The organism is Alteromonas sp. KS69, assembly GCF_003989595.1.
GTDB lineage: Bacteria > Pseudomonadota > Gammaproteobacteria > Enterobacterales > Alteromonadaceae > Alteromonas > Alteromonas naphthalenivorans.
Window position 1 is genome coordinate 42,988 of sequence record NZ_PYHU01000015.1, and the last position, 25,200, is coordinate 68,187.

General features: G+C 44.4%; 20 protein-coding genes. 9 read left to right on the top strand and 11 right to left on the bottom strand.

Annotation, left to right across the window (positions count from 1 at the left end; translation table 11 throughout):
• Positions 1-6: 6 nt before the first annotated feature.
• From fldB to C7Y69_RS11715, 4 genes are all read left to right on the top strand, one after another.
• The gene (gene fldB / locus C7Y69_RS11700) at positions 7-546 is read left to right on the top strand and encodes a flavodoxin FldB (protein ID WP_013782623.1); all 540 of its coding nucleotides are present in this window, start codon (positions 7-9) and stop codon (positions 544-546) included.
• Between the two features lie 2 nt (positions 547-548).
• The gene (locus tag C7Y69_RS11705) at positions 549-1,334 is read left to right on the top strand and encodes a CLCA_X family protein (protein WP_126872828.1); all 786 of its coding nucleotides are present in this window, start codon (positions 549-551) and stop codon (positions 1,332-1,334) included.
• 140 nt (positions 1,335-1,474) lie between these two features.
• Complete coding sequence (locus C7Y69_RS11710) at positions 1,475-1,882, top strand: ExbD/TolR family protein (protein WP_057789357.1); 408 nt, start codon at positions 1,475-1,477, stop codon at positions 1,880-1,882.
• Between the two features lie 171 nt (positions 1,883-2,053).
• The gene (locus C7Y69_RS11715) at positions 2,054-3,406 is read left to right on the top strand and encodes a choice-of-anchor A family protein (protein ID WP_244360974.1); all 1,353 of its coding nucleotides are present in this window, start codon (positions 2,054-2,056) and stop codon (positions 3,404-3,406) included.
• Here the strand turns inward: C7Y69_RS11715 and C7Y69_RS11720 are convergent.
• The 8 genes from C7Y69_RS11720 to C7Y69_RS11755 all read right to left on the bottom strand — a co-directional run bounded on the left by C7Y69_RS11720 (position 3,389) and on the right by C7Y69_RS11755 (position 14,098).
• Positions 3,389-5,956 (bottom strand): cellulose synthase subunit BcsC-related outer membrane protein, encoded by a 2,568-nt coding sequence (locus C7Y69_RS11720; RefSeq protein ID WP_126872829.1) that lies wholly within the window; start codon positions 5,954-5,956, stop codon positions 3,389-3,391. The genes C7Y69_RS11715 and C7Y69_RS11720 overlap by 18 nt on opposite strands.
• Positions 5,956-7,014, bottom strand: coding sequence for a glycosyl hydrolase family 8 (locus tag C7Y69_RS11725; RefSeq protein WP_126872830.1), 1,059 nt, complete (start codon positions 7,012-7,014; stop codon positions 5,956-5,958). The genes C7Y69_RS11720 and C7Y69_RS11725 overlap by 1 nt, the downstream gene beginning before the upstream one ends.
• Complete coding sequence (locus C7Y69_RS11730) at positions 7,008-9,281, bottom strand: cellulose biosynthesis cyclic di-GMP-binding regulatory protein BcsB (RefSeq protein WP_126872831.1); 2,274 nt, start codon at positions 9,279-9,281, stop codon at positions 7,008-7,010. The genes C7Y69_RS11725 and C7Y69_RS11730 overlap by 7 nt, the downstream gene beginning before the upstream one ends.
• A 2-nt stretch (positions 9,282-9,283) precedes the next feature.
• The gene (bcsA, locus tag C7Y69_RS11735; protein WP_126872832.1) at positions 9,284-11,500 is read right to left on the bottom strand and encodes a UDP-forming cellulose synthase catalytic subunit; all 2,217 of its coding nucleotides are present in this window, start codon (positions 11,498-11,500) and stop codon (positions 9,284-9,286) included.
• A complete protein-coding gene (locus C7Y69_RS11740) occupies positions 11,481-11,984 on the bottom strand; it encodes a hypothetical protein (protein WP_126872833.1) in 504 nt (167 codons plus the stop codon). Before C7Y69_RS11740 ends, bcsA begins: the two co-directional genes overlap by 20 nt.
• 201 nt (positions 11,985-12,185) lie before the next feature.
• Positions 12,186-12,692 carry a YgjV family protein gene (locus tag C7Y69_RS11745; protein ID WP_126872834.1) on the bottom strand — a complete coding sequence of 169 codons (507 nt, stop codon included), beginning with the start codon at positions 12,690-12,692 and terminating at the stop codon, positions 12,186-12,188.
• Between the two features lie 15 nt (positions 12,693-12,707).
• Positions 12,708-13,424, bottom strand: coding sequence for a tRNA1(Val) (adenine(37)-N6)-methyltransferase (locus tag C7Y69_RS11750; protein ID WP_126872835.1), 717 nt, complete (start codon positions 13,422-13,424; stop codon positions 12,708-12,710).
• A 53-nt stretch (positions 13,425-13,477) separates the two neighbouring features.
• A complete protein-coding gene (locus C7Y69_RS11755; RefSeq protein ID WP_126872836.1) occupies positions 13,478-14,098 on the bottom strand; it encodes an NAD(P)H-binding protein in 621 nt (206 codons plus the stop codon).
• A 72-nt stretch (positions 14,099-14,170) separates the two neighbouring features.
• Between C7Y69_RS11755 and C7Y69_RS11760 the strand changes: the two genes are divergently transcribed.
• Entirely contained in the window at positions 14,171-16,378 is a 2,208-nt protein-coding gene (locus C7Y69_RS11760) for a S9 family peptidase (protein WP_126872837.1), read from the top strand.
• A gap of 137 nt (positions 16,379-16,515) precedes the next feature.
• On the opposite strand, the gene C7Y69_RS11765 is transcribed toward C7Y69_RS11760, so the two are convergent.
• Complete coding sequence (locus C7Y69_RS11765) at positions 16,516-16,890, bottom strand: PH domain-containing protein (RefSeq protein WP_013782610.1); 375 nt, start codon at positions 16,888-16,890, stop codon at positions 16,516-16,518.
• 9 nt (positions 16,891-16,899) lie between these two features.
• Positions 16,900-19,872, bottom strand: a complete 2,973-nt coding sequence (locus C7Y69_RS11770; protein WP_126872838.1) for a bifunctional diguanylate cyclase/phosphodiesterase — start codon at positions 19,870-19,872, stop codon at positions 16,900-16,902.
• Between the two features lie 157 nt (positions 19,873-20,029).
• Here C7Y69_RS11770 and C7Y69_RS11775 point away from each other — a divergent pair, with 157 nt between their 5' ends.
• From C7Y69_RS11775 to C7Y69_RS11785, 3 genes are read left to right on the top strand one after another with little or no spacing between them, the layout of a single operon-like run.
• A complete protein-coding gene (locus C7Y69_RS11775) occupies positions 20,030-21,043 on the top strand; it encodes a serine/threonine dehydratase (protein ID WP_126872839.1) in 1,014 nt (337 codons plus the stop codon).
• Between the two features lie 2 nt (positions 21,044-21,045).
• On the top strand, positions 21,046-22,782 hold the full coding sequence (locus tag C7Y69_RS11780; RefSeq protein WP_126872840.1) for an amidohydrolase: 1,737 nt from the start codon (positions 21,046-21,048) through the stop codon (positions 22,780-22,782).
• A 21-nt stretch (positions 22,783-22,803) separates the two neighbouring features.
• The gene (locus C7Y69_RS11785) at positions 22,804-23,445 is read left to right on the top strand and encodes an MBL fold metallo-hydrolase (RefSeq protein ID WP_126872841.1); all 642 of its coding nucleotides are present in this window, start codon (positions 22,804-22,806) and stop codon (positions 23,443-23,445) included.
• Between the two features lie 171 nt (positions 23,446-23,616).
• Here C7Y69_RS11785 and C7Y69_RS11790 read toward each other — a convergent pair whose 3' ends face one another.
• Positions 23,617-24,132 carry a lactoylglutathione lyase family protein gene (locus tag C7Y69_RS11790; RefSeq protein WP_013782605.1) on the bottom strand — a complete coding sequence of 172 codons (516 nt, stop codon included), beginning with the start codon at positions 24,130-24,132 and terminating at the stop codon, positions 23,617-23,619.
• A 99-nt stretch (positions 24,133-24,231) separates the two neighbouring features.
• Between C7Y69_RS11790 and C7Y69_RS11795 the strand changes: the two genes are divergently transcribed.
• The gene (locus tag C7Y69_RS11795; RefSeq protein ID WP_126872842.1) at positions 24,232-25,170 is read left to right on the top strand and encodes a LysR family transcriptional regulator; all 939 of its coding nucleotides are present in this window, start codon (positions 24,232-24,234) and stop codon (positions 25,168-25,170) included.
• The last annotated feature ends 30 nt before the right edge of the window (positions 25,171-25,200 follow it).

Below are 25,200 nucleotides of genomic sequence, written 5' to 3' on the forward strand. Positions count from 1 at the left end.
GTTTTCATGAGTGATAATGCCCTGTCGATTGGCTTATTCTACGGTTCAACAACCTGTTATACGGAAATGGCAGCGGAAAAAATTCAGGCACAATTAAATAGCTTGTTCGATGAAAACATTGTAGATGTTCACAACATTAAAGATGTGAGCTTAGGCAGGACCGCCGACTACGACGTCATTATCTTTGGCATTTCTACCTGGGACTTTGGTGAACTGCAAGAAGACTGGGAATCTCATTGGGAAGAAGCTCACCAGCTTAATTTGGAAGGTAAAACCGTAGCCTTGTATGGCATGGGCGACCAACTTGGTTACGCTGATTGGTTTCAAGATGCCTTGGGTATGCTGCACGATGCTATCGCCCCTTCCAACTGCACTATCATTGGTTATTGGCCCAATGAGGGTTATGAGTTCACAGCGTCTAAAGCGTTAACTGAAGACAAGTCACACTTTTTAGGGCTCTCACTAGACGACGAAAACCAGTACGACAAATCAGAAGAACGTATTGCTGCATGGTGTGAACAACTGCTTATATCGTTAGCGGGTTAGCTGTGACCCAAGGGCGCATACATCAAGACTTCTATCGCAATGGACCTAGCCATAGGGATGGTGCCGATGTCACTTTTCAAGATATTCGCAAACTGTTTAATTTTTCGAGTATCACCATTGGAAAATGGGTAACGGCTGATGAACAACAAATAGCGGCTAACCTTTTCTTCGACGCCTTGTATGATCTGGCCACCATTTTAAACGTTAACGAACAAGTGCTGTCCTTAAACGGCACATTGTCGTTAGCCTTTGGTAGTGGCGGTCAAAAAGGCGCTAGCGCCCATTATAATAGTGCACGAAGACAGCTCGCACTGGCTAAGAATGCCGGTGCAGGCGCATTAGCTCATGAGTGGTTTCATGCGTTTGATCATTATATTGCGCCCAAAATGTTTGCCGACGTGGGCCCTGGTAGCTTCGCTTCGCAAGCTTGGCTAGATAATGTTCCACTAAATCCCCATCCGCTCAATGAAAAACTGAGTAATTGCTTCTCTTCGTTGTTTTTAGACAACAATAATCGGCCTAACGATTATTTTGTACGATCTGTAGAGGCGGATCGCGCATTAAAAATCTATTACTATGCGATGCCCCAAGAAATGGCCGCCAGAGCCTTTGAGGCCTGCGTTCAAGACCATACGATCAAAAACGCATTCTTAGTTCAAGGAACAAAAAGATCAACAGAGGCTAGACTTGGCATTTATCCTCATGGTAATTTGCGTATAGCGCTCAATGAGTCGTTGATGTTGTATTTTTACCAATTAGGCGTCGCCATTTCCCACAAACAATCATAAGTTTGTTGTTTTACGATGGAAACTGAGCAATTTTTCAGCAACAAGTGTTAACGAGCACGCTGTTTTGTACAAAACCCTGTTTATTTTTGTTACAGGCAGTATACTAATGTGCTCGAACGTAACAGAAAAAAGAAGACGAGATGAAAAGAAAAAAGCATACCTCGGCCGAAGACGAGGCTCAGATTGATATGACCCCCATGTTGGACATCGTGTTCATCATGTTGATTTTCTTCATCGTAACGACCTCGTTCGTGAAAGAAAAAGGGTTAGATACAAACCGCCCAGAAGACAATCAGTCTAAAAATGATCAGCCTTCTAAAGCCCTATCTATTCGTATAGCTGCTGATGGCACTATCATGATGGGTGGCCGTGAAGTTGATATCCGCCGTGTTGTTGCAAACACGCAAACTTATTTAGCGGAAAACAACACTGATTCAGCAGCTATCCAAGCTGATGAAGATACTGAACACGGTACAGTGGTAGAAGTAATGAACCAGGTTAAAGTAGCTGGTATCGCTAAAGTGTCGGTACTGGTTAAGAAAGGCTAGTTCTTTCGAAAGTTTTAAAAAGCCGCCTCTAGGGCGGCTTTTTCGTATCTATCCCTATACGAAAGTATCTCTTGTGGTAATGCGCACATTTTGTTCTGATCGTACCATTCGGTGTGCCTGGAAATCCATGTTGAAAATTGATTCCAGTTGCTGATTTCACTGGAGCAAAATATGTCAACTATGCGTAAACACACAATTTCAACGAAACTCGCCAGTTCCCTAGGCGCGCTAACCCTGGCGGTTAGTGCACAAGGTATTGTTCATGCCACTCAAATTACCTTAAGAGAAGCCTTCGACTACAATGCATTCATCTTCGAAGACTATACCGGTTACTACTCCGATGTAGAGGGTAGCCTTGCTGTTGGCGGTAACCTAGTTGTAAACGATTTTGATGTAGGCCTGCAACTTTCCCCAGATTTAACCACAAGCTCATTGTTTGTGGGTGGCGATATCGCCTATACGAACGGAAAAATTCGTAACGGCCAAACCACCGTTAGCGGCAATATTGTGGCTAACAGTGTTGAGTTTGAAGGCGCCGTTAATGCAGCTGACAACGCCACTATTACCGAAAGTACGGTATTAAGCGGCGATGTTAATGCGGGGGGTGTTTTTACCTCAGCTAATGCACAAGTCAATGACGGCGATATCAATGCAGGCAGTGTACAGCTAACCAATACTAGCGTAGAAAACGGCAATATTAGTTCGGTTGGTAGTGTTGCTCTAGTTAGCTCTGAAGTGACCGATGGCAGCATTACTGCCGGTGGCACGGTTGTCCTTGATCTGAACTCTACAGCCAGTGACGGCATCATTGCAGACGCTGTAACACCTGCATCGATAGATAATATCGACTTTGACGCTATAGAATCTGAAATCAAAGCGCAGTCGTTAGCATTCGCTGACATGACAGCAAACGGCAGTACAACTTTTTATTGCCAAGGCGATACAAGCTGTGCAGATAGCACTAACGTAGACGGTATCGTGTTCTCTGGTGATGACAGCATCAATATTTATGACATCGATGCCGACTGGTTATCTGTGGCGAACAAGAGTATTACGTACGACTTCTCAACCATTAGCTATAACATCATTAACGTAACAGGTGATGCGGTTGACTTGTTTAATACCGGTTTTTTCAATACTGCGTTTGCTGGACAGTATCAAGATAACGACCAAAATGCGAATTACCGTCACGACGGTACTTATACCAATAACATTCTATTTAACTTTGTTGACGCCACCAGCGTGACTATTCAGTCCATAGGGGTTAAAGGAAGCATATTAGCGCCTTATGCCGATATTGCTTTTTACAACGGCCATGTTGACGGGAACCTTATTGCGAGTAGCGTATTTACCCCAGAGGTTTATCTAACCAATGATAATGGCGTTGAATATTTAGCTCCCACAGGGCAAGTAAACAACTATAGTTTCGGCGTAACGCAAGTATCTGCACCGGGCTCAATACTGCTTATGCTTCCCGCTTTCGCGGTAGTGTTCATTCGCAATAAGCTAAAGCGCAAAACCTGATAACCGTGGTGACGAGCGCATTAGCTCGTCACTGGTTACGCCCTCGCCTTTTCCTGGTCGCCAACGTATTTGCATCCCCGCCTCAAAAGCCTGATATTCCACCGCAAAGGCTTTACCTACGTAGCCCGCTACTATCCAATGGTTAGACAATCTATATTGGCCTTCAAACATCATATTACCACTTAAGCCAGTACTACGATTATAAGGCAGATGTAAGCTTGATAGCGGGTTGCTGCTATCACTCGCTGTTAATAGGGGAAACCGAGGATCGCTAGGCTCTGCTAATCTAGACAGTCCTAATGAGGTGCTTAACTTAAATTGCCAACGGTGCGCTTCCATCGTCAGCAGTTCAGAATAACCGCCAATACTTACCATATAATTTGGGCTGAAATACCCACCATGCCCGTAAGTAAAACCGCTTAGATTTTCATCGTACCCTAAATAACTGAAAAAAGGTCCTACGCGCCAGTAATCCAACCTAGGCGATATTTGTGGCGCAAGGTTATAGTTTACATCCGTACGAAGAGATAAATAGTTATTATCGGCAACCCCATCGCCGCTTAAACTAGCCCACGTCAATGTACCCGCTATCGACCACTGCGGTTTGAAGCTGTGTGCAGCTAACACCGAAACGCCGTCGGCTATAACATAGCCCCAACGTTCGGTCTGTTCGCTATTAAAAGTACCGGACTGGCTCAATAGACTATCGGTTTTAGGTAAATGAAATAGCGTTGTCGCCAACGTGACTTCAGGTAAAAACCACGTTGCTGAAAGTTGCCCTGTTAGTTCTGCGTCAACAGGCTGGTCGAATAATTCATACTCTAGGTTAGCGTAAAAATTAAAAGCGCTTTGTTGATACATGACTTCAGCGCGCAGCCCTTTATCTTCAAAACCAGAAATGCCTGCAAAATCATCTGAAGCTTGCCCATCAGCAAACCAACTGTTTGTTGCAGGCTTACCGCTATACAATTGTTGATAATCTAGCGCAACTTGCCATTGCCAACTGTCTACCATGCCGCCAACGCCGATATAGCTAGTGAATACATCAAAATTGCCCAGCCCTTCATCACCGCTTCGAGATCGCGTCGTCAAACCCGCCACCACGGTATAAGCATCTTTAGTTTGCGCTGTTGTCGCTCTAGCATCATCAAGATTATAAGATAAGATAAATTGCTTTCTTGGCCATGCACTGGCGGCGTCTTGTTGCTTTAGAATGAGTGCAACCGAAGGGTATTTTTCAGCTAATGCAGCACGCCCCTCGTCATTTTCTAACCCTATAAGCGCATTGGCGATATCGATGTTACTCGCCTCACCTGCAGTTCGTTGTGATGCAAGCGTTGCGGAAAAAGCATCTCTGGCAATTTGCGCATTTTCATCGTTAAGACGATTGCTTGCTTGTAACGCACTCCACCCCAACAGTGCTTGTTCATCACCGCTTAAACGCCGAATATTTCGTAATGCTAATCCAGCATCCACACTTCGCTGAAATTGCTCGTTGTTGTAATGTTCGGCCTGTTCGGAAGCTAAAAAGTCAGCACAGCGAGTGAGGAATTTTTGCGAGCTTGCTTGTTCACATGCGTAAGAGCCCGCCTGGGCATTTTTCCCCTGCCCTCGCAGACTCAGCCACACCCCTTCATGATTTTCTAACAGTTCAAATAAATCATAAGCAGCGTGATAGCGCTCGGCGTCATAGCGTTTCCAAGCCTCTCCCAATAGCGTTTCACTCACCTGCTCAGCATCTCCCCCTAACAACATCGACTTGAGCTGCGCTGCGCTCTCTCTGGTAATACTGGCTTTGGTAATGCTGTCATCTTTATTGTTAGTATTAGCGCTGTTGCTCAAGAGTTGCTGAATTCGCGCATTCACAATGGCACGCTTACCATCAACTACGCCTTTTTTCTGCACTACGGTTTCATGTAAGGCTTCTGCGCGCTCGAAATGATGCTGAGCATCGCTGAGCATGCCTTTGTCTAGAGCAGCCCACCCCAATAACATGTGATAATCGTAACGTGCTAGGCTGTCAGCTAACATTGATAACTGGTTAAGCTCACGTGCGCTAATAAGCACACGTTGCGCTGATGTTTTTTGCGCAAATTTTTGAAGTGGGGCGTCTTTCGCCACCGTGTTTTGCGAAGGCGCATTTGATGTTGCCGGATGCGCCGCAGCCTGATTTGAAACAGACTGTTCTAAAGCTTTCTGATTTGTAACAACATCAGAGGACTTGGAAGGATTGTTTAATTGATACAATGCTGTTTCAACGTCGCTAGGTACTACCCATTGCGGAAACGCACTTTTAAGCCTTCCTAATTCTCGGTTTGCCAGTTGTGTTTGCTTTTGGTTGATGTGATACCACAACCCCGTAACATCAGGTTTGCCATATTCGGCTACTTGTAGCGGTTTATCTTGCTGCTCTTTATACGTAGTAGAGACTTCTGCGCTAACTTGGGCGCTGACTTGGGCGCCGCCTAACAACGAGCCCACAATACCGGCCGATAGCACCGCTAAAAAAAATGTTGTGGGGCGCTTTTTGCAATAAAATTGTGATGACATTAAGACTTGGCATCCATAACAGCAACCATAGAGAGCAAGGTTAAACTCGCCGAATAATAATCCATATTTCTGTCAATCGCTGGAAGTGACAGTGGACTACCATCAATAATATGTTTTACCGCAGACTCGACGGCTTTCATCCCTGGTGTCATCGCATATTCAGCTATTTCATTTGTGAGTAAATTGACGGTAGCCGGTGTATTTTCTATGTCCCACCAGCGTTCAAAATCAGAATAAAATGCGGCATCATCTATACCTGCCCACGCAAGGTGAAGGGGTATACGACAGGCATTAAAACCATATTCCTGAGACACAGTATTGGTTAAAGACAAGGCTCCTTCGTTCACTCTTAACCAGTCTGGGGGCAGTTTGTGTTTAGAAAAACGTGCTTTGTAAATAAGCGCAGTGCCACTGCGGTGTAATGCTTTCCAGCGTAGTGCCCGAGACGAAACCTCAGTAATCGCATCAATGGCGGGAAACACCCAATAAGACAAATTAAGTTGTATGTCCTCATCATTACTCTCATCACTCTTAAAACCGAACTCTCCTGGCAATAGCACTAGGAACGCTTCGGTTTCAATAAACAACTTTTCTTCGATAGCCGTTATGATGACTTGGGCATCATGCCGATAGCTTTTGTCTCCCCACTTATCAGCAGCACGCAGAAGTGCCCAAGCAATAAGTAGGTCGCCATCTGAGGCGTTATTTGGGTCGTCTATACATTGCTTATTTTTACTTTCACAGGGGCGGTAGCGCCAATGAAATAGCTTATCGTCCCGCTGAAGTACAGTGTGAGTCCACATCCATATACTATCAAAAGCGGTTCTGTCGTTAGCAGCAACCGCGAACAATAGACCGTACCCTTGCCCCTCACTATGAGATACATCGCCATTACCCGTATCGATGATACGACCATTGTCGATAAACAAGGCTTTATAGGCTTGAAACGCTTCTTGTATTTCACGCTCTTCAGGGTTGCTACATGACGCCAATATACCTAGCAGCCCAAACAGGCCTACGAGTCGAATGAACCGCCAGCCCCTACCGCCGTCTACCATGAATCTTGTGCTCTTTTGTTTCGGCGTCGCAGCAACAAGTAAATCAATAAGCTTACGAAGAATACTAATACCATGAAGGTGACTAACCAATACCAAGGGTTGTTAGACAACCACAAGCGAAGAGTGAGTAAAACATCATCCGGTTCACCCATTTCATATTTATCGTTAACCTGCATAACCAACAAGGGTGATTCGTTGTCATTCCAAACAAAGAAGTCGCCTGCCATTTGTCCCCATAGAGATAAACTAATCAGGTCATCCACTCTCGCGGCCAATTTTTCAGGTGTTTGTGCAACCAATAAAAATAGGGTGTCGGAATTCGTGCCGTTGGGGTGGCGCTGCGCGACAAACACCGCATTATCGCCCAAATCACTTTCCTGTACTGTAGTGCCTTCGGTAAGCATTTGGCGGTAAGATTTATCGTTGCTGAAATCTCTCACACGGTTGTACAACATATTTTGTGCGCGGTAGGGCCAACGCTTGGTATTCCCAATGGCAGTGACAAAACTATCTTGTTCAAGATTATTTAGTGTTTCAGGGCTTCCTAATACAATTAATGATCCCTTATTTTCATATGCGTCTTTAGTGATTGATAGATTCAGCAGAGGAATTTTTGCAACTTGAGCAAGCTTGCCAGCAAGGGTCAATGCACTGTTTAAATAGTCGTTAGACGGTATAAATATTTGGCTTTTAGGCGCTGAATTAAAACGTGCTAACGGATAGCCAGTATCACCAAATAAACCTAGATCAGGCTGAACGGCTACATGGCCTGCTTGAGGAAGGTGTATGCTAGAGCTGTTGTTAAATTGGAACAATAAATGAGAGCTTTGCACATCGTTACACGCAAGCCCTGCAACAGGCGGGCGCATAGTAATGATAAAGCTAACACTGTTCGTTCCACCTTTAAAAAATCGTGCTGGGATCTTCAGCTGATAATCCCTAAAAGATTCACCATTCACATCGCCAAGATACAAGCCGTGAACGAGTTCACCGTTCACATTTACGTTCATTGAAGAGCCCGGCCCAATGCCCGCCCCATAGCCAAAATCGAGAAGGAATTCTACGCTGGCATTTTCAGGTACAAAGAAATCAGCGGGTAGCGTTAATGATACATTTTTCTCAAAGCGCCCTTCATCCACAAATTGATCGCTAGATACCCCAATATCGCTAAAGGTGTAACTTTCACCGGGTTGCAATGCAGCAGTTTGTTGCAACGCTACTGCATCCATTTGCGTTTGAGAGCGCACGATAGTACGAGCACCAGGGTTGAGCGCATCGTCCATTACCGACAAGGCTTTTGCTGCATCAAAAACCTCATCGTTATTATTTCCGCTAACAATAAGTCGGTATGATGCTGGCACCCAAGTTTTATCGACAGCGACAAATGCTTCGGTGCGTTGCACTTTTAAGAAGGGGCCGTTAATTTCATTGACAACCGCATCAGATAATACCGGAGACAATGCCTGCTTATTCCCAACCAGAATATGGACCTCCCGCGTTTTGCCTTCAGCTAAATACCATGCCGTTTTTTCATACGCGCCTATTCTATTTTCACTCCAAAACTCCTCATCTTGTTGAGTAACTTTAGGTAAAACATACCCCTGTGGAATGGGCGTATGCATGATGCTAAGAGGTTGATATTGGTTTCTAAGGGCTAACGCTTGAGCCACTAACGGCAACGTTTTTTCGATAATCTCGCTATCGGCATCCTCAGCAGTAAGTAATTGAACACTGCGTTGCCCGCCTATACCTGCACTAAAAAATCCCGATAAATCTTTAATACCAAAATTATCCACGTCAATATCAGCATCTACTGTAAGCGAAGAAGTATAAAGGTTCACCTCGCTCCATAATTCCGGAGCGCTACCGTTTACGCATTGCATGGCGTAGTGCTGGCTAACTGCCAAGGTTAAATTATTAAACCCCTCGCGCCAAAGCTGGGAAGGAATATCAATGGTTGAGATAATAGTGGGTTGGTTTGGGGAGTAAGCTATTTGCCCAATGGTGGCATTGTTAAATCGCACATACATTTGTGAACGTTTCTCAACGAGCGCCTGTGAACTCACAATTTCTATTCTAAGAGAGGCTTTCGATATATCACTAATAGCACTTAGCGGTATTGCGATATCCACGCTACTAGATTTCCCTTCTAATCGGGCAATACTGTCACCAGCATAAAAATCACTAAGTCGAAAAGTGTGTGTTTCAGCCATGATGCTTACAGAGAAAAACAAGCTAAACATCAGTAAGAAGTAAGGTTTTATCATTATTATTCCTTCAATACCCCAGAACGCATTTTAATTCGTAGAAGCAGCTTTTTTAGTAAGAAAAACAAATGAGCAAATATAGGGCCTAGTCCTACATTTAGAACATGTCGCATACCAAACCAATATGAAATCGGGCGAGTTCGGCGTCGTTGAAACGATTGCCAACGTCTACTGTCACATAAACAATAGGCCACAACGTTATTTCGTTCCACATCACTTTGTGGATTGAAGGTTGCACGTAACGTCTTCTTATCGCTATCAAATTCGACGACTTTCATATTTAAATCTACATTAGATTTTAGCGCTTCTGCCCAAGAAGTTAATACCACATTAGATGGAATTATCGATAAATCCCCCCTAATTTGTACCTTTACCCCGCTAGAAGACAAGTCGTTTAGCTCTCCTACCCAAGCTTGCCCTTCGTGCGTTCTAATCACCACGTTATCGGTGGCGGGTAGTCGTGATTGGCTTCTCAGTTGTTTACGCTCAAGCAATACACTCATAGCGCTGAACAAAAGCAATAAATTGAAACCATTCCATAGCAGCACAACGAGCGTGAGCTCTCGGGTAAGCGGTTCATTAATGAATTTATAAATGCCGATGATCATGGCAAACGAAAGCAATGCGGTTATCCAGTAGAACACGTTAGAAAGTGGCGAAACAAAGTTCTTATCTAAACTCTCCCCTTTCGGGGTAACCACAAATGAGGGCGCGCGAGGTTTTAAAAATACCTTGATGAGCGCCATCAGTGTGAATGCGCACTGTAAAATTTCGTATAACTCAGAAACCAGCGGCCATCGGGTTCGCCCAAATAGCATGGTAGAAATCATGTAGGTTGCAATAACATGGGGCATGGTAAAAGCCAGAATTTCCATCATTGAGGCATGGTAAACCTGTAGTCCAAACACCAAATAAGCAAGCGGCATAAGCAGAAAGACAACCCGTGCGAAGGGAAACAGCCAAAACATTATAGAACTCATGTAGCCAACGCGTTGATACCAAGACAATCCCTTCGCGTTATAGGGTTTTTTCAGCAATAATATTTGGGTCATTCCCTGTGCCCAGCGCATCCGTTGCTGTATGAAAGCATCAAAGGTTTCTGGCGCTAATCCACTTACCATCGGGCGGTCAACATACACTGACTCATAGCCCATTTTATGTAAGTCTAAGGCAGTCTCTGCATCCTCTGTAATAGACTCTCCCGAGATCCCCCCAACTAACTCTAAATGTGCCCTGCGCATTAACGCAGCCGACCCACAAAAAAACGAACTAGACCAGTAATCTAAGCCTTTTTGAATAGTGCCGTAAAACATGTCGTTTTCAGAAGGCATACGGGTAAACGCCGAGAAATAGTTTCGCTCAACGGGGTCTGGGTTCGCCATAAAGTGAGGGGTTTGTACCAAAAACACTTTTTCTTTCTTAACCATCCAAGGCACAGTTCGGCTTAAAAAGTCGCTAGTGGGCACGTGGTCTGCATCTAAAATAACAATGAGCTCACCCGAAGTATTATTAATGGCGCTGTTAACATTACCTGCTTTTGCGTAAAGGTTCTGCGCTCGTGTATGGTAGGTTACACCCAGCCTTTCACAAAGCGCCTTCAGCTCTGCGCGGCGCTCCACGGCTAGTTGCGCTTTCTTTGCATCTGTTTGATTTATTTTTTCGTCGGTACCGCCGTCATCCAAAAGATGAATACTGACTTTGTCAGCAGGATAATCCATCACTTTGGCTGCTCGAATAGTGATTTCTAAAATATCTTGTGATTCGTTGTACGTGGGGATCATGACATCGACAGTGGGCAACTGCGTTCTATCTATATCATCAAGAGAAAGCTGGGGGCGACTAAGTGGGAACACATTGACAATACACCCCAGAATTGAAGTAATTCCAGCATAAATTTCAGCTAAAAAAAGAAGCCATATGGCAATAAATGAAAATACATCAGTGGCAGAAAGAGTATATAAGCCCCGCCAGAATAAATAGCGCAAGGTTATAGCGACGCCGAGTACCAGTGCGAGTGTTCTAAAGAAATATTGAAACCGTTGTGCGAAATTGGCTTCACGGCTACATATTGAGATGATAACCAAAACAATGGAAGAAGAGACCAGTTGACCTGCTGCGTCCATAGGGGCTAGAAGCAATAATCCTAGGAGCGTGGATGCAATAAGCAGGGCAATTAAAAGATAACGAGTGTGGTGCTTGTTAGTTAACGAATTGCCCAAGGTTACTATCCATAATATTAACGTGAGTCACGTTAGCATAGCTCGCTCTATTGATTAACGTAACCTTACCGTCTGCAATTTCGAGCTCGTGGTTACTCTGGTAAAACATTCGAGAAATGCTGTCGCGCGTTTTCTGGCTACTACGACCCAATAAGAACCAAGCAGGGTACGTTGCCACGCCCAAAGCCATTACCACTACCATACTTAAAAACACGAAAGGGGTAAGAATAGGAGCCATGTACAAAGAGAAAAATAATGCTCCCATACAGGCTAAGGTAATAACCCCTGTCACTTTACGCAGTCGTTTAATTTTTAACAACTTTTTTTCTGCGCTAACATATAAGTTAAGACGTTTTTTCCACAGCTGTTCAGTCTCTTCTTTAGACTGACCACCAATCAGCTTCGCACAGGGCTCGGCTGCTTCATCAATATGACTATCGGCAAGCGATGTCACTCGATGAGCGTGCAAGTTCACTACATTCATAAAATACACCACTTCTCAGACTACGGAAGAGTTTACAAATACTCTTGCAAGGTAAAAATCTGAGGCCTGATACCCTCAGATGATTCTTTATACCCATTGAAGTGGTGTGATTAAATTCAACTTTGGCTTATTAGCATAAAGTAGAAAGCATAAAGCAATGTTTTAAAAGGCTTTTTAAAAACCTCGCGCAGCCACTTTAGACTAATGGTTTACCTTCTTTTTATCACTAATCATCTTTGTCACAATACTAAATAAGTTACTGATATTAAAAACGGTACCAAAAATACTGCCTACTGAGAGGGCGTACATAAGCCCTAGTGTTTCTGCGAGCAAAAAATATCGTCTGATTTTGCCTGTTTCACGTAAGACAATTGAGCCTATCGTAAAAATGAGAGATGACGCATAGGCGATAAAAACATTCCAGTCATGGTGCAGAATAAACCACTCATACAGCAAGAATAGGATATTGGCGGCCACGAAGATAAACAGAACCCATCGACTACGATTTTTAATAGCAATGAAATTACGTAACCCCGCTAAGCATGTACCCACGCCGGCAGCCATGGCATCAAGCATAAAGAAGTGCACGCTTAAGCTCAGCAAAGCAAAGGCAGAGATAAACAAATAGCGCTCAACTCTATTTTGTCTATAACCTATAAAATTGAGTACGACGGCAATAGCACCGAACGCTTCAGCTACAATCAACATGTCTTACTACCTGCGTTAAAAACGTAAATAAAAATCGCGGCAAAGCGCTTTAAAATGACTTGAGTAATCTCCGGTTTCATCTCTAATTACCAGATTCTCAATGACGCTTTTTTTGTGTTGTTTACTCATACAAAATACCGTCACATAAGGGGAGTGTTGGTCATTGTGCTGCACTTTTAATATACGATTTGTGGCTAAGCCTATTTCAGCAGCTAAGTCTGTAATTTCGCTCTCCCGAGTAAAAGGATAAAGGCAATAGAACTCACCCGTACTGGTAAGGTGCTCAATGACAAATGAAAATAGATGCGCTGGAGTAAGTGAAACCGTTTGCCTAGCCTGTTCTCTAGTGTCACTTTGCGAATTGTAGGCATGACTATGGCCTTTTACCTGCTCGAAATAGGGCGGATTAGACACGATAAAATCGAAAGTGTTATCCGCTGCTAAGTCGGACAACTTGGTGTGCTGCACCGTTATTTTTGTTGGCCAGGGCGAAGCCCCTACGTTTGCGCTTGCTTGCAGTGCTGCGCCTTCGTCGATATCGATAGCGGTGATTTTTGCCGATGCTAAAGACTGTTGCGCCATCATTAGCGCGAGAATGCCCGTGCCAGTGCCTATATCAAGAATATGCGCACTTTGATTAGGCTTAGCCCAACTACCTAAAATCATACTGTCGGTATTTACCTTCATGGCACAATTGGTTTGATTAACAACAAATTGCTTGCAGCGAAACATGGTGGTTCTCTTTATGTTTTTGTTTGTGTTTTCTAGAACGTGATGCTCTAACGCTACCACTTTTGCCTTGTCATCATGTTTCTTGCTACATCGGCAGCATGCACTGGGCGGTATTTTTTCAACGGCCCTTGCATCAGCATTTTCCAAGCAGGTGCAGTTTTTTGTGCCACATCTTCAAGAGTGCGAGATTCGCTTCGCGCACCTAATAACAGTGAGGGACGTACTGCTGCCGCATGTGGAAGCTGAGGCATGCGCATTATCGCGTTTTCCAACTCGCCTTTCACCCGTAAATAAAAGTTACTGCTTTTCGCATCAGCCCCAACCGACGAGATCCATACAAAACTGCCAGTTCGCTGTGCTCGAGTCAGTTGAGCGGCAATATGCACGTATTCAAAATCAACCCGTCTAAACGCCGATTTAGAGCCGGCTTGCTTAAGTGTGGTACCTAAACAGCAATACACGTGATCGACACCAAAATACCCTTGGTAGTCTTGCAGGTTATCAAAATCGATAACCACGGGTTTCAACCTTTTATACGGATCGCCGAATTGATTAGACTGCAGCGGCTTTCTTACCAAACAGGTCACTTCGCTATAGCGACGGTCCTGTAAAAGTATATTTACCAACGTTCGTCCCACTAATCCGGTCGCTCCTAGCACCATTGCGGTTTTCATACTTAGTACCTTGTATCCTAAGACAGTTTCTCTACAATCAACTATTCGACAGTTAAAAATATGCAGATAAAAATGAAAAAAGCCCTTTTAATAGGAGCCGCTATGCTCTCTACCGCTGTACAGGCCGAACCGCTCGATATTGAGCGTATTTTCGCTTCTCCTTCCCTTGATGGCAATGCGCCTCGTGCACTTAAAGTTTCTCCTGATGGAGAAAGAGTTACGTTTCTAAAAGGAAAACAGACCGATTATGAACGTCTCGATTTATGGGAATACCATATAGACAGTGGCGAAACCCGCCTTCTATTTGACTCTAATGACCTTCAAAGTGGCGAAGAAGTGTTAAGCGACGAAGAGAAAGCCCGTCGCGAACGTATGCGCTTATCTGGCTCGGGCATTGTAAGCTATCAGTGGTCTGCAGACGGAAAAGCGCTTCTTTTCCCGCTAGGTGGCGACGTGTATTACCACAAGCTCGGCGAAAAAGGGGCAAAGCAACTTCTTGATACCGACGTATTCGAGACTGATATTAAGCTTTCTCCTAAAGGAAATTACATTTCTTTCATTCGCGACCAAAACTTGTTTGTAAAACATATTGAGTCGGGCAAAGAAACCGCCATCACAAAAGAAGGCGGCGGTAACATTAAATTTGGTATGGCCGAATTCGTTGCTCAAGAAGAAATGGGCAGAATGACTGGTTACTGGTGGTCACCTGATGAAAGCTTTATTGCATTTACCAAAGTAGATGAAAGCCCTGTAGATGTCATTTCTCGTTCAGAAATTTATGCCAACGACATTAAAACCATTGAACAAAAATACCCAAAAGCAGGCACCAACAATGTACTTGTTGAGCTTGCTATTCAAAACATCAATAACGGTGCACGTAGATGGGTAGACTTAGGCGAAGACAAAGACATATACCTTGCCCGCGGTAAATGGATGCCTAACAGTGAAACCTTTACCTACCAATGGCAAACTCGCGACCAACAGACTCTTGAGCTGCGAGCGTATAACGTTCCAACAGAAAAGCAGGAAGTGTTGTTAAGCGAAACCAGTAACACATGGGTTAACTTACATAACGATTTATACTTTTTGTCTGACTCAGACCAGTTTATTTGGGCCTCTGAGCGAGATGGCTTCAAGCACCTTTACCTTTACGAGAACAACGGCAAGTTAGTACGTCAGTTAACTCAAGGCGATTGGGTAGTTGATAACATTGAAGCGGTTGATGCCAAGAGCAATCGAATTTACTTCGCGGGCCGTAAAGATACACCGCTTGAAAGCCACGCCTATTCGGTATCCTTAAACGGTGGCGATATTTCACGTATTACCAACGAAGGCGCTTATCACAGTGTGTCGTTCAGTAAAGATGCCTCCATTTTTATCGACCGTTTCTCTACCATTAACTCACCTGCCCAAGTGAGTTTAAATGATGCTTCTGGCAAGCGTATTACATGGCTTGAAGAAAATAAGGTTGAAGAAGGCCACCCGCTATATCCCTACATGGACACGTGGACTAAACCTGAATTTGGCGACATTACCACCAAAGACGGCGCCATCTTAAAGTACCGTATTTACAAACCTGAAAACCTTGAGAAGAAACACCCTGTTATTGTGTATCTTTACGGTGGCCCACACGCGCAAGTTGTGACGAATAGCTGGGCAGGTAATCGTGGGTTACTGATGCAGCATTGGGTAGATAAAGGCTATGTGGTGTTTACCCTTGATAACAGAGGCTCTAACTACCGTGGAAAGGCATTTGAAGATCCTATCTACAAGAAAATGGGCTTTGTCGAAGTTGACGACCAAGTGGCTGGTGTTGAGTTCTTGCGAACCCTACCTTATGTCGATGCTAAGCGTATTGGTGTTCATGGCCACAGTTATGGCGGTTACATGACGCTAATGACCATGTTTAAAGCGGGCGACTACTTCCAAGCAGGTGTGTCTGGTGCTCCAGTTACCGACTGGCGCTTGTACGATACGCATTACACCGAACGCTATATGGGCAACCCTAAAACCGATGATGATGCATACACAGCCTCTTCCGTCTTCCCTTACGCGAAAGACTTAAAAGGTGACTTACTTATTTATCATGGAATGGCTGATGATAACGTGTTGTTTACTCACTCTACTATGCTATACAAACACCTTCAAGATTTGGCAATTCCATTTGAAACCATGGATTACCCAGGTAAGAAGCACAGCATTCGTGGTAAGCAAACGGGTATTCACTTGTACAAAACCATTACTAACTTCTTCGACAGAAATTTAACGCCTGAGCAATAAGGTGTTTAATTTTAGGCGTTGAGAAAAACGGTAAATAAAAAAACGGCGGGGCTTTTAAAAGCACCGCCGTTTTTATTTATACTTCACTTTCACTATTTCAAACCGCTGTGAAACACCAGCCGTTCATAAATATAGAATTAAGCAAACATCTGATTGGCAAGATTCTTTTGTACATCTTGCGCAGATGCTTTACTTAACTCAATTTCAATAGCGTCACTTTTACCTGATAACCATATTTTTAGTTCTGCATCGGTATCGAAGTGACCTGCCGTTTCTACCACAAACTGGGTAATCGACTTATAAGGAATAGAATGGTAATTAACCTTTCTGCCCGTTAGTCCTTGCTTATCAATAAGAATTAAACGCTTATTAGTAAATACGCTTAAATCTCTTACTAGTTTAAATGCTGCGGTGACGGTTTCATTTTCTGCCAATATGGGGGAAAGTTCTTCATTTACCGCTTCAGCACTGGTTTCACTAGCGTTACCTAGCAAGGTGTCAAATAAGCCCATTTTATTCTCCTAAACAGACACGAGTTTTGTAAGCCACTGTACACGATGAGCAAGGGGCTTAGGCTTGTCTAAGGCAAAACCTTGACCATAGTCTACCTGTAATGCCTTTAGTACATTTGCCGTTGCGGTATCTACCACAAACTCCGCCACCGTTTGCTTACCCATACTGTGAGCAATGTTATTTATCGCGGTAACTGTAGCATGATCAATCGGATCGTGAACAATATTTCGAACGAAGGACCCGTCAATCTTGACGTAATCAACATCCAAGTTTTTAAGGTAAGTGAACGACGACATACCCGCACCAAAATCGTCAAGCGCAAAGCTACATCCTATTTCCCGAAGAGTAGAAATAAAGTGTTTAGCCGCACTTAAGTTAGTCACTGCTGTGGTTTCTGTGATTTCAAAGCAAATTTTTTCTAACGGTACTGAGGTGCCTTGAAGCCGCTGGGTAATTTTCATTAAGGTGATTTCATCACCAAGGGTAATTCCTGACAAATTTATCGCCACTTTAGCCACATTGTCTACATGCAGCGGATTAGCCTCTAATGTCTTTAATGTATTGTCTACTACCCAGTAGTCTACTTTGTTCATCAAGCCATGACGCTCGGCAAGGGGAATAAATAAACCTGGACTAATAAGTGTGCCATCACTTCCGGTTAACCGTAGCAAAATTTCATAGTGTTCAAGGCCGCGGTTATCGTCTTCAGTTATGCCATTAAGCGGCATAATGGCTTGGCTATATAATTCAAATCCATCGAACTGCAGCGCTTTGTGCAGGGTGTGTAATACGTCATTTTCGCTGCTATCCATGCCTAGCTGAGCATCTTGAGCGTGATAGACAAAGTATCTATTTCTTCCTAAATGCTTGGCCTTATAGCACGCATTATCAGCAGCCTTAATAAGTTCTGCCGCATTATGCTCTTGAGGATTTATTTCAATGACACCAATGCTCGCCCCAACGAAAAATAACTTATCTTCATACATAAACCGGTATGTAGAGATAGCCTTTAACAGCTTATCGAGCTTAATCTTTACCTTATCGAGAGGCTGTTCGTGATAAATAATACAAAACTCATCGCCACCTATTCGGGCAAGTAAATCTTTGTCGCTAATGTGCTGCCGAAATATAGTAGACACTTCTTGAAGTAACTTATCGCCAGCGGGGTGACCACAGCTGTCGTTCACCAACTTAAACCTGTCCATGTCAATAAAGCACATTACGCCAGGGTTAGTAGTATCAGCCGAGATGAGTGAAGGGTATATGGCAGTGACGTTATCTCGGTCTATTTCTGCGTTAATAGCAGGTATATTAGCCGCATTGGCCTCTAAAATTTCACGTAGTTGCTTATCGAAAGCATAGCGGTTGAGTAGACCCGTTAATTGGTCGTGGTTAGCTTGATACGCCACTTCAGCTTGTAACTCTTGCTCTTTTGTCACATCTCTAGCTATACCTTCTACCGCAATAAGCGCTCCAGATTCATCTAATATAGGGGTATCTGAAAACTCTAGCACCAACTCTGTACTATCAGAACTGCAGTAGTGAACCAGATAAGGCGCAGGTTTTACCCCCTGCCCCGATTTCATTCGTATATCGAAAGTCTCATCAGGTATTTTCCTTACCAGTCGAGACTCTTTTTCGATGAAATAATCTGGGGTAAACCCTAAAATAGTGCTAATTCCAGCACTCACATAGATAAACTTATGGTCAGCGGTTTTGGTATAAACGAAGTGCCTGTGCATGCCATCTACCAGCCTACGATAACGCTCTTCACTCTGCTTGAGCGCTTGCTGAGCTTTGAATCTTTCTGTGACATCTCTTGCGGTTAAAGCAATGTTATCCCCTGCTTTAACCACTTGTACCTTCAGCCATTCAGGCGCAACCTTGCCTCCCTCGATAGAGATATACTCTTCAAAGGGCGTGTTGTTTGTTGCCACCTTCTTGATACAGTTGAACAGTTCGGCTTTACCTAGAAACGCTAACTGGTCTTTCAGTGTTTTAGCGCCTAACTCTGAGCATGCTCCACGAAATAGAAAGCGACTATAGCGATTCGCTTCAACTAACTCATAATCACTGCCGGTAGGCCGATAAATAACTAACGCATCTAATGAGGCCTCACTTGCCGTAAGGTAGCGCTTTTGACTAATCGATAGGCGCACCGCACCTTTCATTTGCTTATGAAAAATCCAGCTGGCCAATGCCGACATGAAAAGCCCTATTACCGCAACTAATACACCAGCACTATAACGCCCCACTTCGGTCTGCATAGACAGCGAAAACTGACGACCTATAAATGAGAAAGGCTCAGTAGTAATAACGGTTCCATCATTAACCAACTCCCCATTGCTAAACAGGGTGTGCCCCGAGTCTCGAAGCGCAAAATTAAACTGAGGACCTTCTAGCTCGCCTAGCATAACGCCCAAAATAGTTTGCGCATCAAAGCCCGCCAATAAGTACCCGTGATTAAGTTCTTGAGGGCTAATAGAGCGTCCAACAACAATATGGTAGTGACCCGTTGCTGACGAATGTACCAATGTGCTCGCCAACGATTCAGCCAGAGCGGGAATAGTTAGCCCTACCGACGCGAGTGGCTGACCGATAAGTTCGTTCGATAAGCGGGTTTTCATTCCATGGGAGGGCGTAGCAACCCATTGAATAACGCCGTTTTGATCAGCAAATGTTAGCGAACTATAGCCGCGCTGCATCCCCATCAACGACATTGCTTGCGCATTAAACCAATCTACCTGGTTGGGCGCAAAGGTTGGCCAGTTACGCATTAAATTGTGAACGGCTTGGATGCGTTCGGTAGAGAATACTTCCAAGCTAATTTTTACCTGTTCCGCAACTGACTGGGCTTTTGAAATCCGCACCCGTTTGTCTTCTTTGTCGAGATAGACACCCGCTGAGACAAAAAGTATGGAAAGAAACACGAACAGCACTAAGGGGAGTCCGTAAATTCGGTGGGTAACTCTTGATTGCATTACAATTACCTCTCATTCGAGAGGCTGGGACTATAAACCGCGAATATGAATATTTTATGAATTAGCCTTTTTGTATTTAAATGGTAGGGTATACCTTTACTTATTGATGACTACGTTTAAATAAACGTGTTTCTAATGCAGATACAAGGCGTTACTCATGCACCCTAGTGAAACGGAACTGTCCTACTCGGCCATAACTCAAGCGTATGACAGAATTAAAAATCACGTAAAGCGCACACCCATTATGGAGTCGAGCCTGTTAAATAAGTGGATGGGACATCGCATTCTGTTTAAAGCCGAATGCTTGCAAACTATAGGGGCGTTTAAGCTGCGTGGTGCAATGAATTTCTTATCGCACTTAGATGAACGTGGTGAACTGCCTAAAAAAGTGGTGGCAAATAGTTCAGGCAATCACGCCCAAGCCGTGTCTTATGCGGCCGCAAAATATGGCATTCCTGCGACTATTTTTGCTAGTGAAACCATTTCTCCTATTAAAGCAGCGGCCACTGAAAGTTATGGGGCAACACTTAAGTTGTTCCCCACCCGCCAAGAAGCAGATATCGCCGTGGCCAATGCAGCCGAAGAAGAAGGGACTGTGTGGATCCCACCTTTCAACCATCCAGACATAGTAGCAGGTCAAGGCACCGCGGCCATGGAAGCCCTCGAAGATACAGGAAAGGTAGATGCTATCTTTGCCCCTTGTGGCGGTGGCGGCTTGTTATCAGGCACATTGCTTGCGGCCCGTGCGTTACAACCCGATGCGTTAGTGATTGGGGCTGAACCACTGGCTGCCAACGATGCATCTCAGTCATTGCAGCAAGGCGAAATAGTTGCGCTTGATGCTCCGCCGGTAACCCTTGCCGACGGCGCAGCAACGCCCTCAGTTGGCAATGTGACCTTTCCGCTATTACAAGCGCTTGATGATTTTTACGAGGTAGACGAATTACAAATAGCTTATTGGACGCAATGGCTACAGCACCTATTAAAACTTCATATAGAGCCCACCTGTGCCATGAGTATGGCAGCAGTTGCGGCATGGGCTGCTAACACGCCACCAGGGCAGACCGCTTTGGTTATGCTATCTGGCGGCAATATAAGCCAAGCCTCTATGGCCGAAATTTGGCAGCGCGACTTTTTACTACAACCCCCTATTATTAACATGGAAGAATAAGCATGCCAAAAATGCACGTTAATACGACAGAAAGAGTAAGTGGAGTTACCCCTAATCAAAGTAACAACCGCACCATAAAACGTTTCATTCTTAAATTCAGTGGCGCACTTGCTATAGCCACACTATCGGGTGTCGCGTGTGCAGCAACACTTTTTACCAACGTAAAAGGTTACACGCTGAATGATGATACTAAGTTAGTATCGTTCACATCGATTCTTATCGACGAAGGCAAAGTGCTTTCTCTCGATATAAAACCAGATGAGAGCACTGCTCAAACGTTAAATATTACCAACACCATTGATGGTAAGGGCCGCGTAATGTTGCCGGGGCTTATAGATGCGCACGGGCATTTATTGGGCTTAGGTGCCAACCTACTTGAAGTTGATTTACGTGAAAGTACCAGTGCTGCCAATGCCGCTGATAACGTAGCAAAATATGCACTAGCAAATAGCACGCAACCATGGATTACTGGCCGAGGGTGGAACCAAGAATTATGGTCTGATAGAGCCTTTCCCACCAGTGCTGATTTAGATAAAAAAGTGTCCGACCGGCCGGTATGGCTAACTCGTGTAGATGGCCATGCGGGTTGGGCTAATACCAAAACCCTCACCTTGGCGGGTATTACCAAAGACACCCCCACGCCAGTTGGCGGTGAAATTGTAAAAGATGCCAACGGCGAGCCGACTGGGGTATTGATTGACAATGCCATGGCATTAGTCGAACCCTATTTACCAACACAGAGCAATGCGGTTTACAAACGCCAACTCGATGCTGCAGGTAAGCACTTACTATCAAATGGTATTACGTCGATGCATGATGCGGGCGTCGGCCGTGGTGTGTACGACTTCTATATTAAACAAGCAGTTCAAGCTGAATTACCCATTCGAATATACGCCATGATAAGCGCCACTGACCCTGACTTAAGTAAACTACTTGGAAAAGGGCCAATACGGGACGCTAACGATTATTTGTACATTCGTTCAGTCAAAGCTTACGGTGACGGTGCCCTTGGCAGTAGAGGCGCAGCCTTATTAGCTCCCTACTCTGACGCTCCCCACCAGCATGGTTTATTACTCACTCAGCCTGAGGACATGACGCCGTTATTTACATCGGTCATCGGTGCCGGGTTTCAATTGAATTACCACGCTATTGGCGACAAAGCGAATCATGTTGCGCTTAATGAATTTGAAAAAACATTTGCTGCTATTGGCGGTAGTGAATTACGTAACCGAATAGAACATGCGCAAGTTATCGCGCCTGAAGATCTCGCTCGTTTTGCCGAGTTAGATGTATTGCCATCCATGCAACCAACACATGCCACCAGCGATAAAAATATGGCTGAAGATCGTATCGGAAAAGACAGAATGGAAGGTGCTTATGCGTGGCAAACTTTACTTGAATCAGGCATTCCTTTGCCATTAGGCTCAGATTTTCCTGTCGAATTGGCAAACCCATTTTATGGTTTGCACGCTGCGGTAACCCGTCAAGACAGAGACAATCAACCGGTGAAAGGCTGGTATGCACACGAAGCGCTTACTATTGAGCAAGCCTTTAAAGGCTTTACATTAGATGCCGCTTACGCGGGACATATGGAAGATACACTTGGCACCCTTACACCGGGCAAATGGGCTGATTTTATTCTGGTTGATCAAGATATCTTCACCATTGATAAAAAAGATATTTGGAAAACCCAAGTGCATGCTACCTACATAGCAGGCAAAAAAGTGTTTTCGAAATAGCCGTTGTTGGGAGGCAGCACATTGGAAATTGTTATTATACCGGTTACGCCATTTGCTCAAAACTGTTCGCTTATTTGGGACGCAGGTAGTAAACAGGGGGCATTTGTTGACCCTGGCGGAGATATACAGAAACTTATCGGCGCGGCGTCGGATAATCAGGTCACTATTGAAAAAATCATTCTTACCCACGGTCATTTAGACCATGTAGGTGGCACCGTCGAACTGGCTAAGCATTACGATGTGCCGATAATAGGGCCACATCTGGGGGACAAGTTTTGGCTAGATGCCCTTATGCAGCAAAGCCAAATGTTTGGCTTTCCACCTGCCACGCCCTTTGTGCCTAACCAATGGTTAAATGACAAAGATACCATTTCAGTTGGCGAGCTAACGCTTGAGGTATTGCACTGTCCGGGACATACCCCTGGCCATGTGGTTCTGGTGGAGCGAACGAGTAACAAGGTTATTGTAGGTGATGTGATTTTTGCAGGTTCGATTGGGCGCACTGATTTCCCTCAGGGAAATCATCAACAGCTACTCGATTCAATAAACGCGAATATTTTAACGCTGCCTGACGATATGGTGATTTACCCTGGTCATGGCCCTACTACCACGGTAGCAAAAGAAAAAGCCAGCAACCCTTATGTTGCGGGGCAATGGGGTTAAGTGCTTATAGAAGTGCCAATAGGGTAGCTTTCCCGTCCATTAAAAAAGGCGAGTAATCCACTCGCCTCTTACTATTATCAATGTCTAACGTTATAGACATTGATGCCTGCTTCCTTTCCTATTGCCTTTACCTATTGCCTTTACCTATTGCCCTTTCCTATTACTCTTTACCTATTGGTAGGCACCGCTGGCGTAATGAAGTTCATAGCTGTGGCTATAGATTTCTAGAATGTTGCCAAACGGGTCTTCCATGTAAATCATGCGGTAAGGCTTTTCGCCTGGGTAGTAGTAACGCGGGGCTTTCATGCGTTTCTTACCACCAGCTTCTACAATTTTCTCTGCCAAGCCTTCAACATCAGGATCTTGAACACAGAAATGGAACACGCCAGTTTTCCAGTATTCGAAGTTATTTTCAGGGTTTTCCTGATTTTTAAATTCGAAGATTTCTACACCCACACGGTCGCCCGTTGAAAGGTGCGCAATACGGAACTTATCCCAACCTGCACCAAATACGTCGGTACACATCTCGCCAATTGCTGAATCATCTTCAACAATCTCAGTGGGCTTCATAATTAAGTACCAGCCTAGTACTTCAGTATAAAATTTAACTGCGGCATCAAGGTCTGGAACCGAAATACCAATGTGTGAAAACGTACGTGGATAAGGGGTGTTAACTGCTTCAGTCATCTTTATCTCCTCGATGTAAAGTATGCACGTATATTAACTAGACAAAGCAAACACTAGAAATTATGATTAATTCTTAAATCCATAATTTAAATTTATACCATGCTAAATCCACAGTGGCTTGATACGTTCAAAGTGCTAGTAGAAACGGGGAATTTTACCCGTACCGCAGAACAACGATTTATGACGCAGCCCGGTGTGAGCCAACACATAAAAAAGTTGGAAGAAGCCTGTGGCTGTGAGTTAGTCATTCGCCTAGGTAAAGGTGTAGAGCTAACTGAACAAGGTCAACGAGTTTACGACTATGCGCAAAGCTTGAGTAAGCATGAACAGGCACTCATAGAAAGCTTAAAGTTTGATGCGCCCTACGAAGGAAAGTGTGTAATTGGTTGCTCGGGTGCGTTGGCTCAGCGTTTGTACCCTGTACTTGTTGAGCTACAGGTTGCCCATCCGAGTTTGAGTATACATTTAGAAGTTGCGCCCAACCGAACCATCCTCAATAGCATTCACGCGTCTACTCTAGAATTAGGCATCGTCACGCAACAACCTGATGAAGAGATGTTTTCGTCTGAAAAAATCGGTAGCGAATCTTTGGGGCTTATATTGCCCAAAGGTGCTCTTGGTAATTTAAGTACGAATAGTGCTGATAATACTGCAAGTAGCCAAGAAAAAGACATTGCCGATATCTTGCTATCGCTTGGGTTAATTAACCACCCCGACGCCATGCACTATCTAAAACTTTACTTTAGCCACTCGGGCGAGCAGGCCCTAATGCAATTAGATCCTAGTCGGTTGCCAAAGCGTGGTTACATTAATCAGCTGTCTCAAATTTTATTACCCGTAAGCAAAGGGCTGGGCTTTACCGTACTGCCCATTAAAGTACTTGATAGCTTTACCAACGCCACTGAAAGTTTAACGATATACCCCGCCACAAACGATGTTGCCGAACCTCTTTACTTTGTGAAAACGCCCCACCGTTCGTTGCCACTACGCTATCAAAAAATTCAGTCGTTGATTGTACAAGCGCTTGAAAGCAGTTAAGTCAGCAAAAAGCGATGTTAGCTCAACTTG

Coding starts and splice junctions, on each gene's coding strand:
- fldB (WP_013782623.1), top strand. CDS start 7: ATGAGTGATAATGCCCTGTCGATTGGCTTATTCTACGGTTCAACAACC.
- C7Y69_RS11710 (WP_057789357.1), top strand. CDS start 1,475: ATGAAAAGAAAAAAGCATACCTCGGCCGAAGACGAGGCTCAGATTGAT.
- C7Y69_RS11715 (WP_244360974.1), top strand. CDS start 2,054: ATGTCAACTATGCGTAAACACACAATTTCAACGAAACTCGCCAGTTCC.
- C7Y69_RS11720 (WP_126872829.1), bottom strand. CDS start 5,956: ATGTCATCACAATTTTATTGCAAAAAGCGCCCCACAACATTTTTTTTA.
- C7Y69_RS11725 (WP_126872830.1), bottom strand. CDS start 7,014: ATGGTAGACGGCGGTAGGGGCTGGCGGTTCATTCGACTCGTAGGCCTG.
- C7Y69_RS11730 (WP_126872831.1), bottom strand. CDS start 9,281: ATGATAAAACCTTACTTCTTACTGATGTTTAGCTTGTTTTTCTCTGTA.
- C7Y69_RS11740 (WP_126872833.1), bottom strand. CDS start 11,984: ATGAATGTAGTGAACTTGCACGCTCATCGAGTGACATCGCTTGCCGAT.
- C7Y69_RS11745 (WP_126872834.1), bottom strand. CDS start 12,692: ATGTTGATTGTAGCTGAAGCGTTCGGTGCTATTGCCGTCGTACTCAAT.
- C7Y69_RS11750 (WP_126872835.1), bottom strand. CDS start 13,424: ATGTTTCGCTGCAAGCAATTTGTTGTTAATCAAACCAATTGTGCCATG.
- C7Y69_RS11755 (WP_126872836.1), bottom strand. CDS start 14,098: ATGAAAACCGCAATGGTGCTAGGAGCGACCGGATTAGTGGGACGAACG.
- C7Y69_RS11760 (WP_126872837.1), top strand. CDS start 14,171: ATGAAAAAAGCCCTTTTAATAGGAGCCGCTATGCTCTCTACCGCTGTA.
- C7Y69_RS11765 (WP_013782610.1), bottom strand. CDS start 16,890: ATGGGCTTATTTGACACCTTGCTAGGTAACGCTAGTGAAACCAGTGCT.
- C7Y69_RS11770 (WP_126872838.1), bottom strand. CDS start 19,872: ATGCAATCAAGAGTTACCCACCGAATTTACGGACTCCCCTTAGTGCTG.
- C7Y69_RS11775 (WP_126872839.1), top strand. CDS start 20,030: ATGCACCCTAGTGAAACGGAACTGTCCTACTCGGCCATAACTCAAGCG.
- C7Y69_RS11780 (WP_126872840.1), top strand. CDS start 21,046: ATGCCAAAAATGCACGTTAATACGACAGAAAGAGTAAGTGGAGTTACC.
- C7Y69_RS11790 (WP_013782605.1), bottom strand. CDS start 24,132: ATGACTGAAGCAGTTAACACCCCTTATCCACGTACGTTTTCACACATT.
- C7Y69_RS11795 (WP_126872842.1), top strand. CDS start 24,232: ATGCTAAATCCACAGTGGCTTGATACGTTCAAAGTGCTAGTAGAAACG.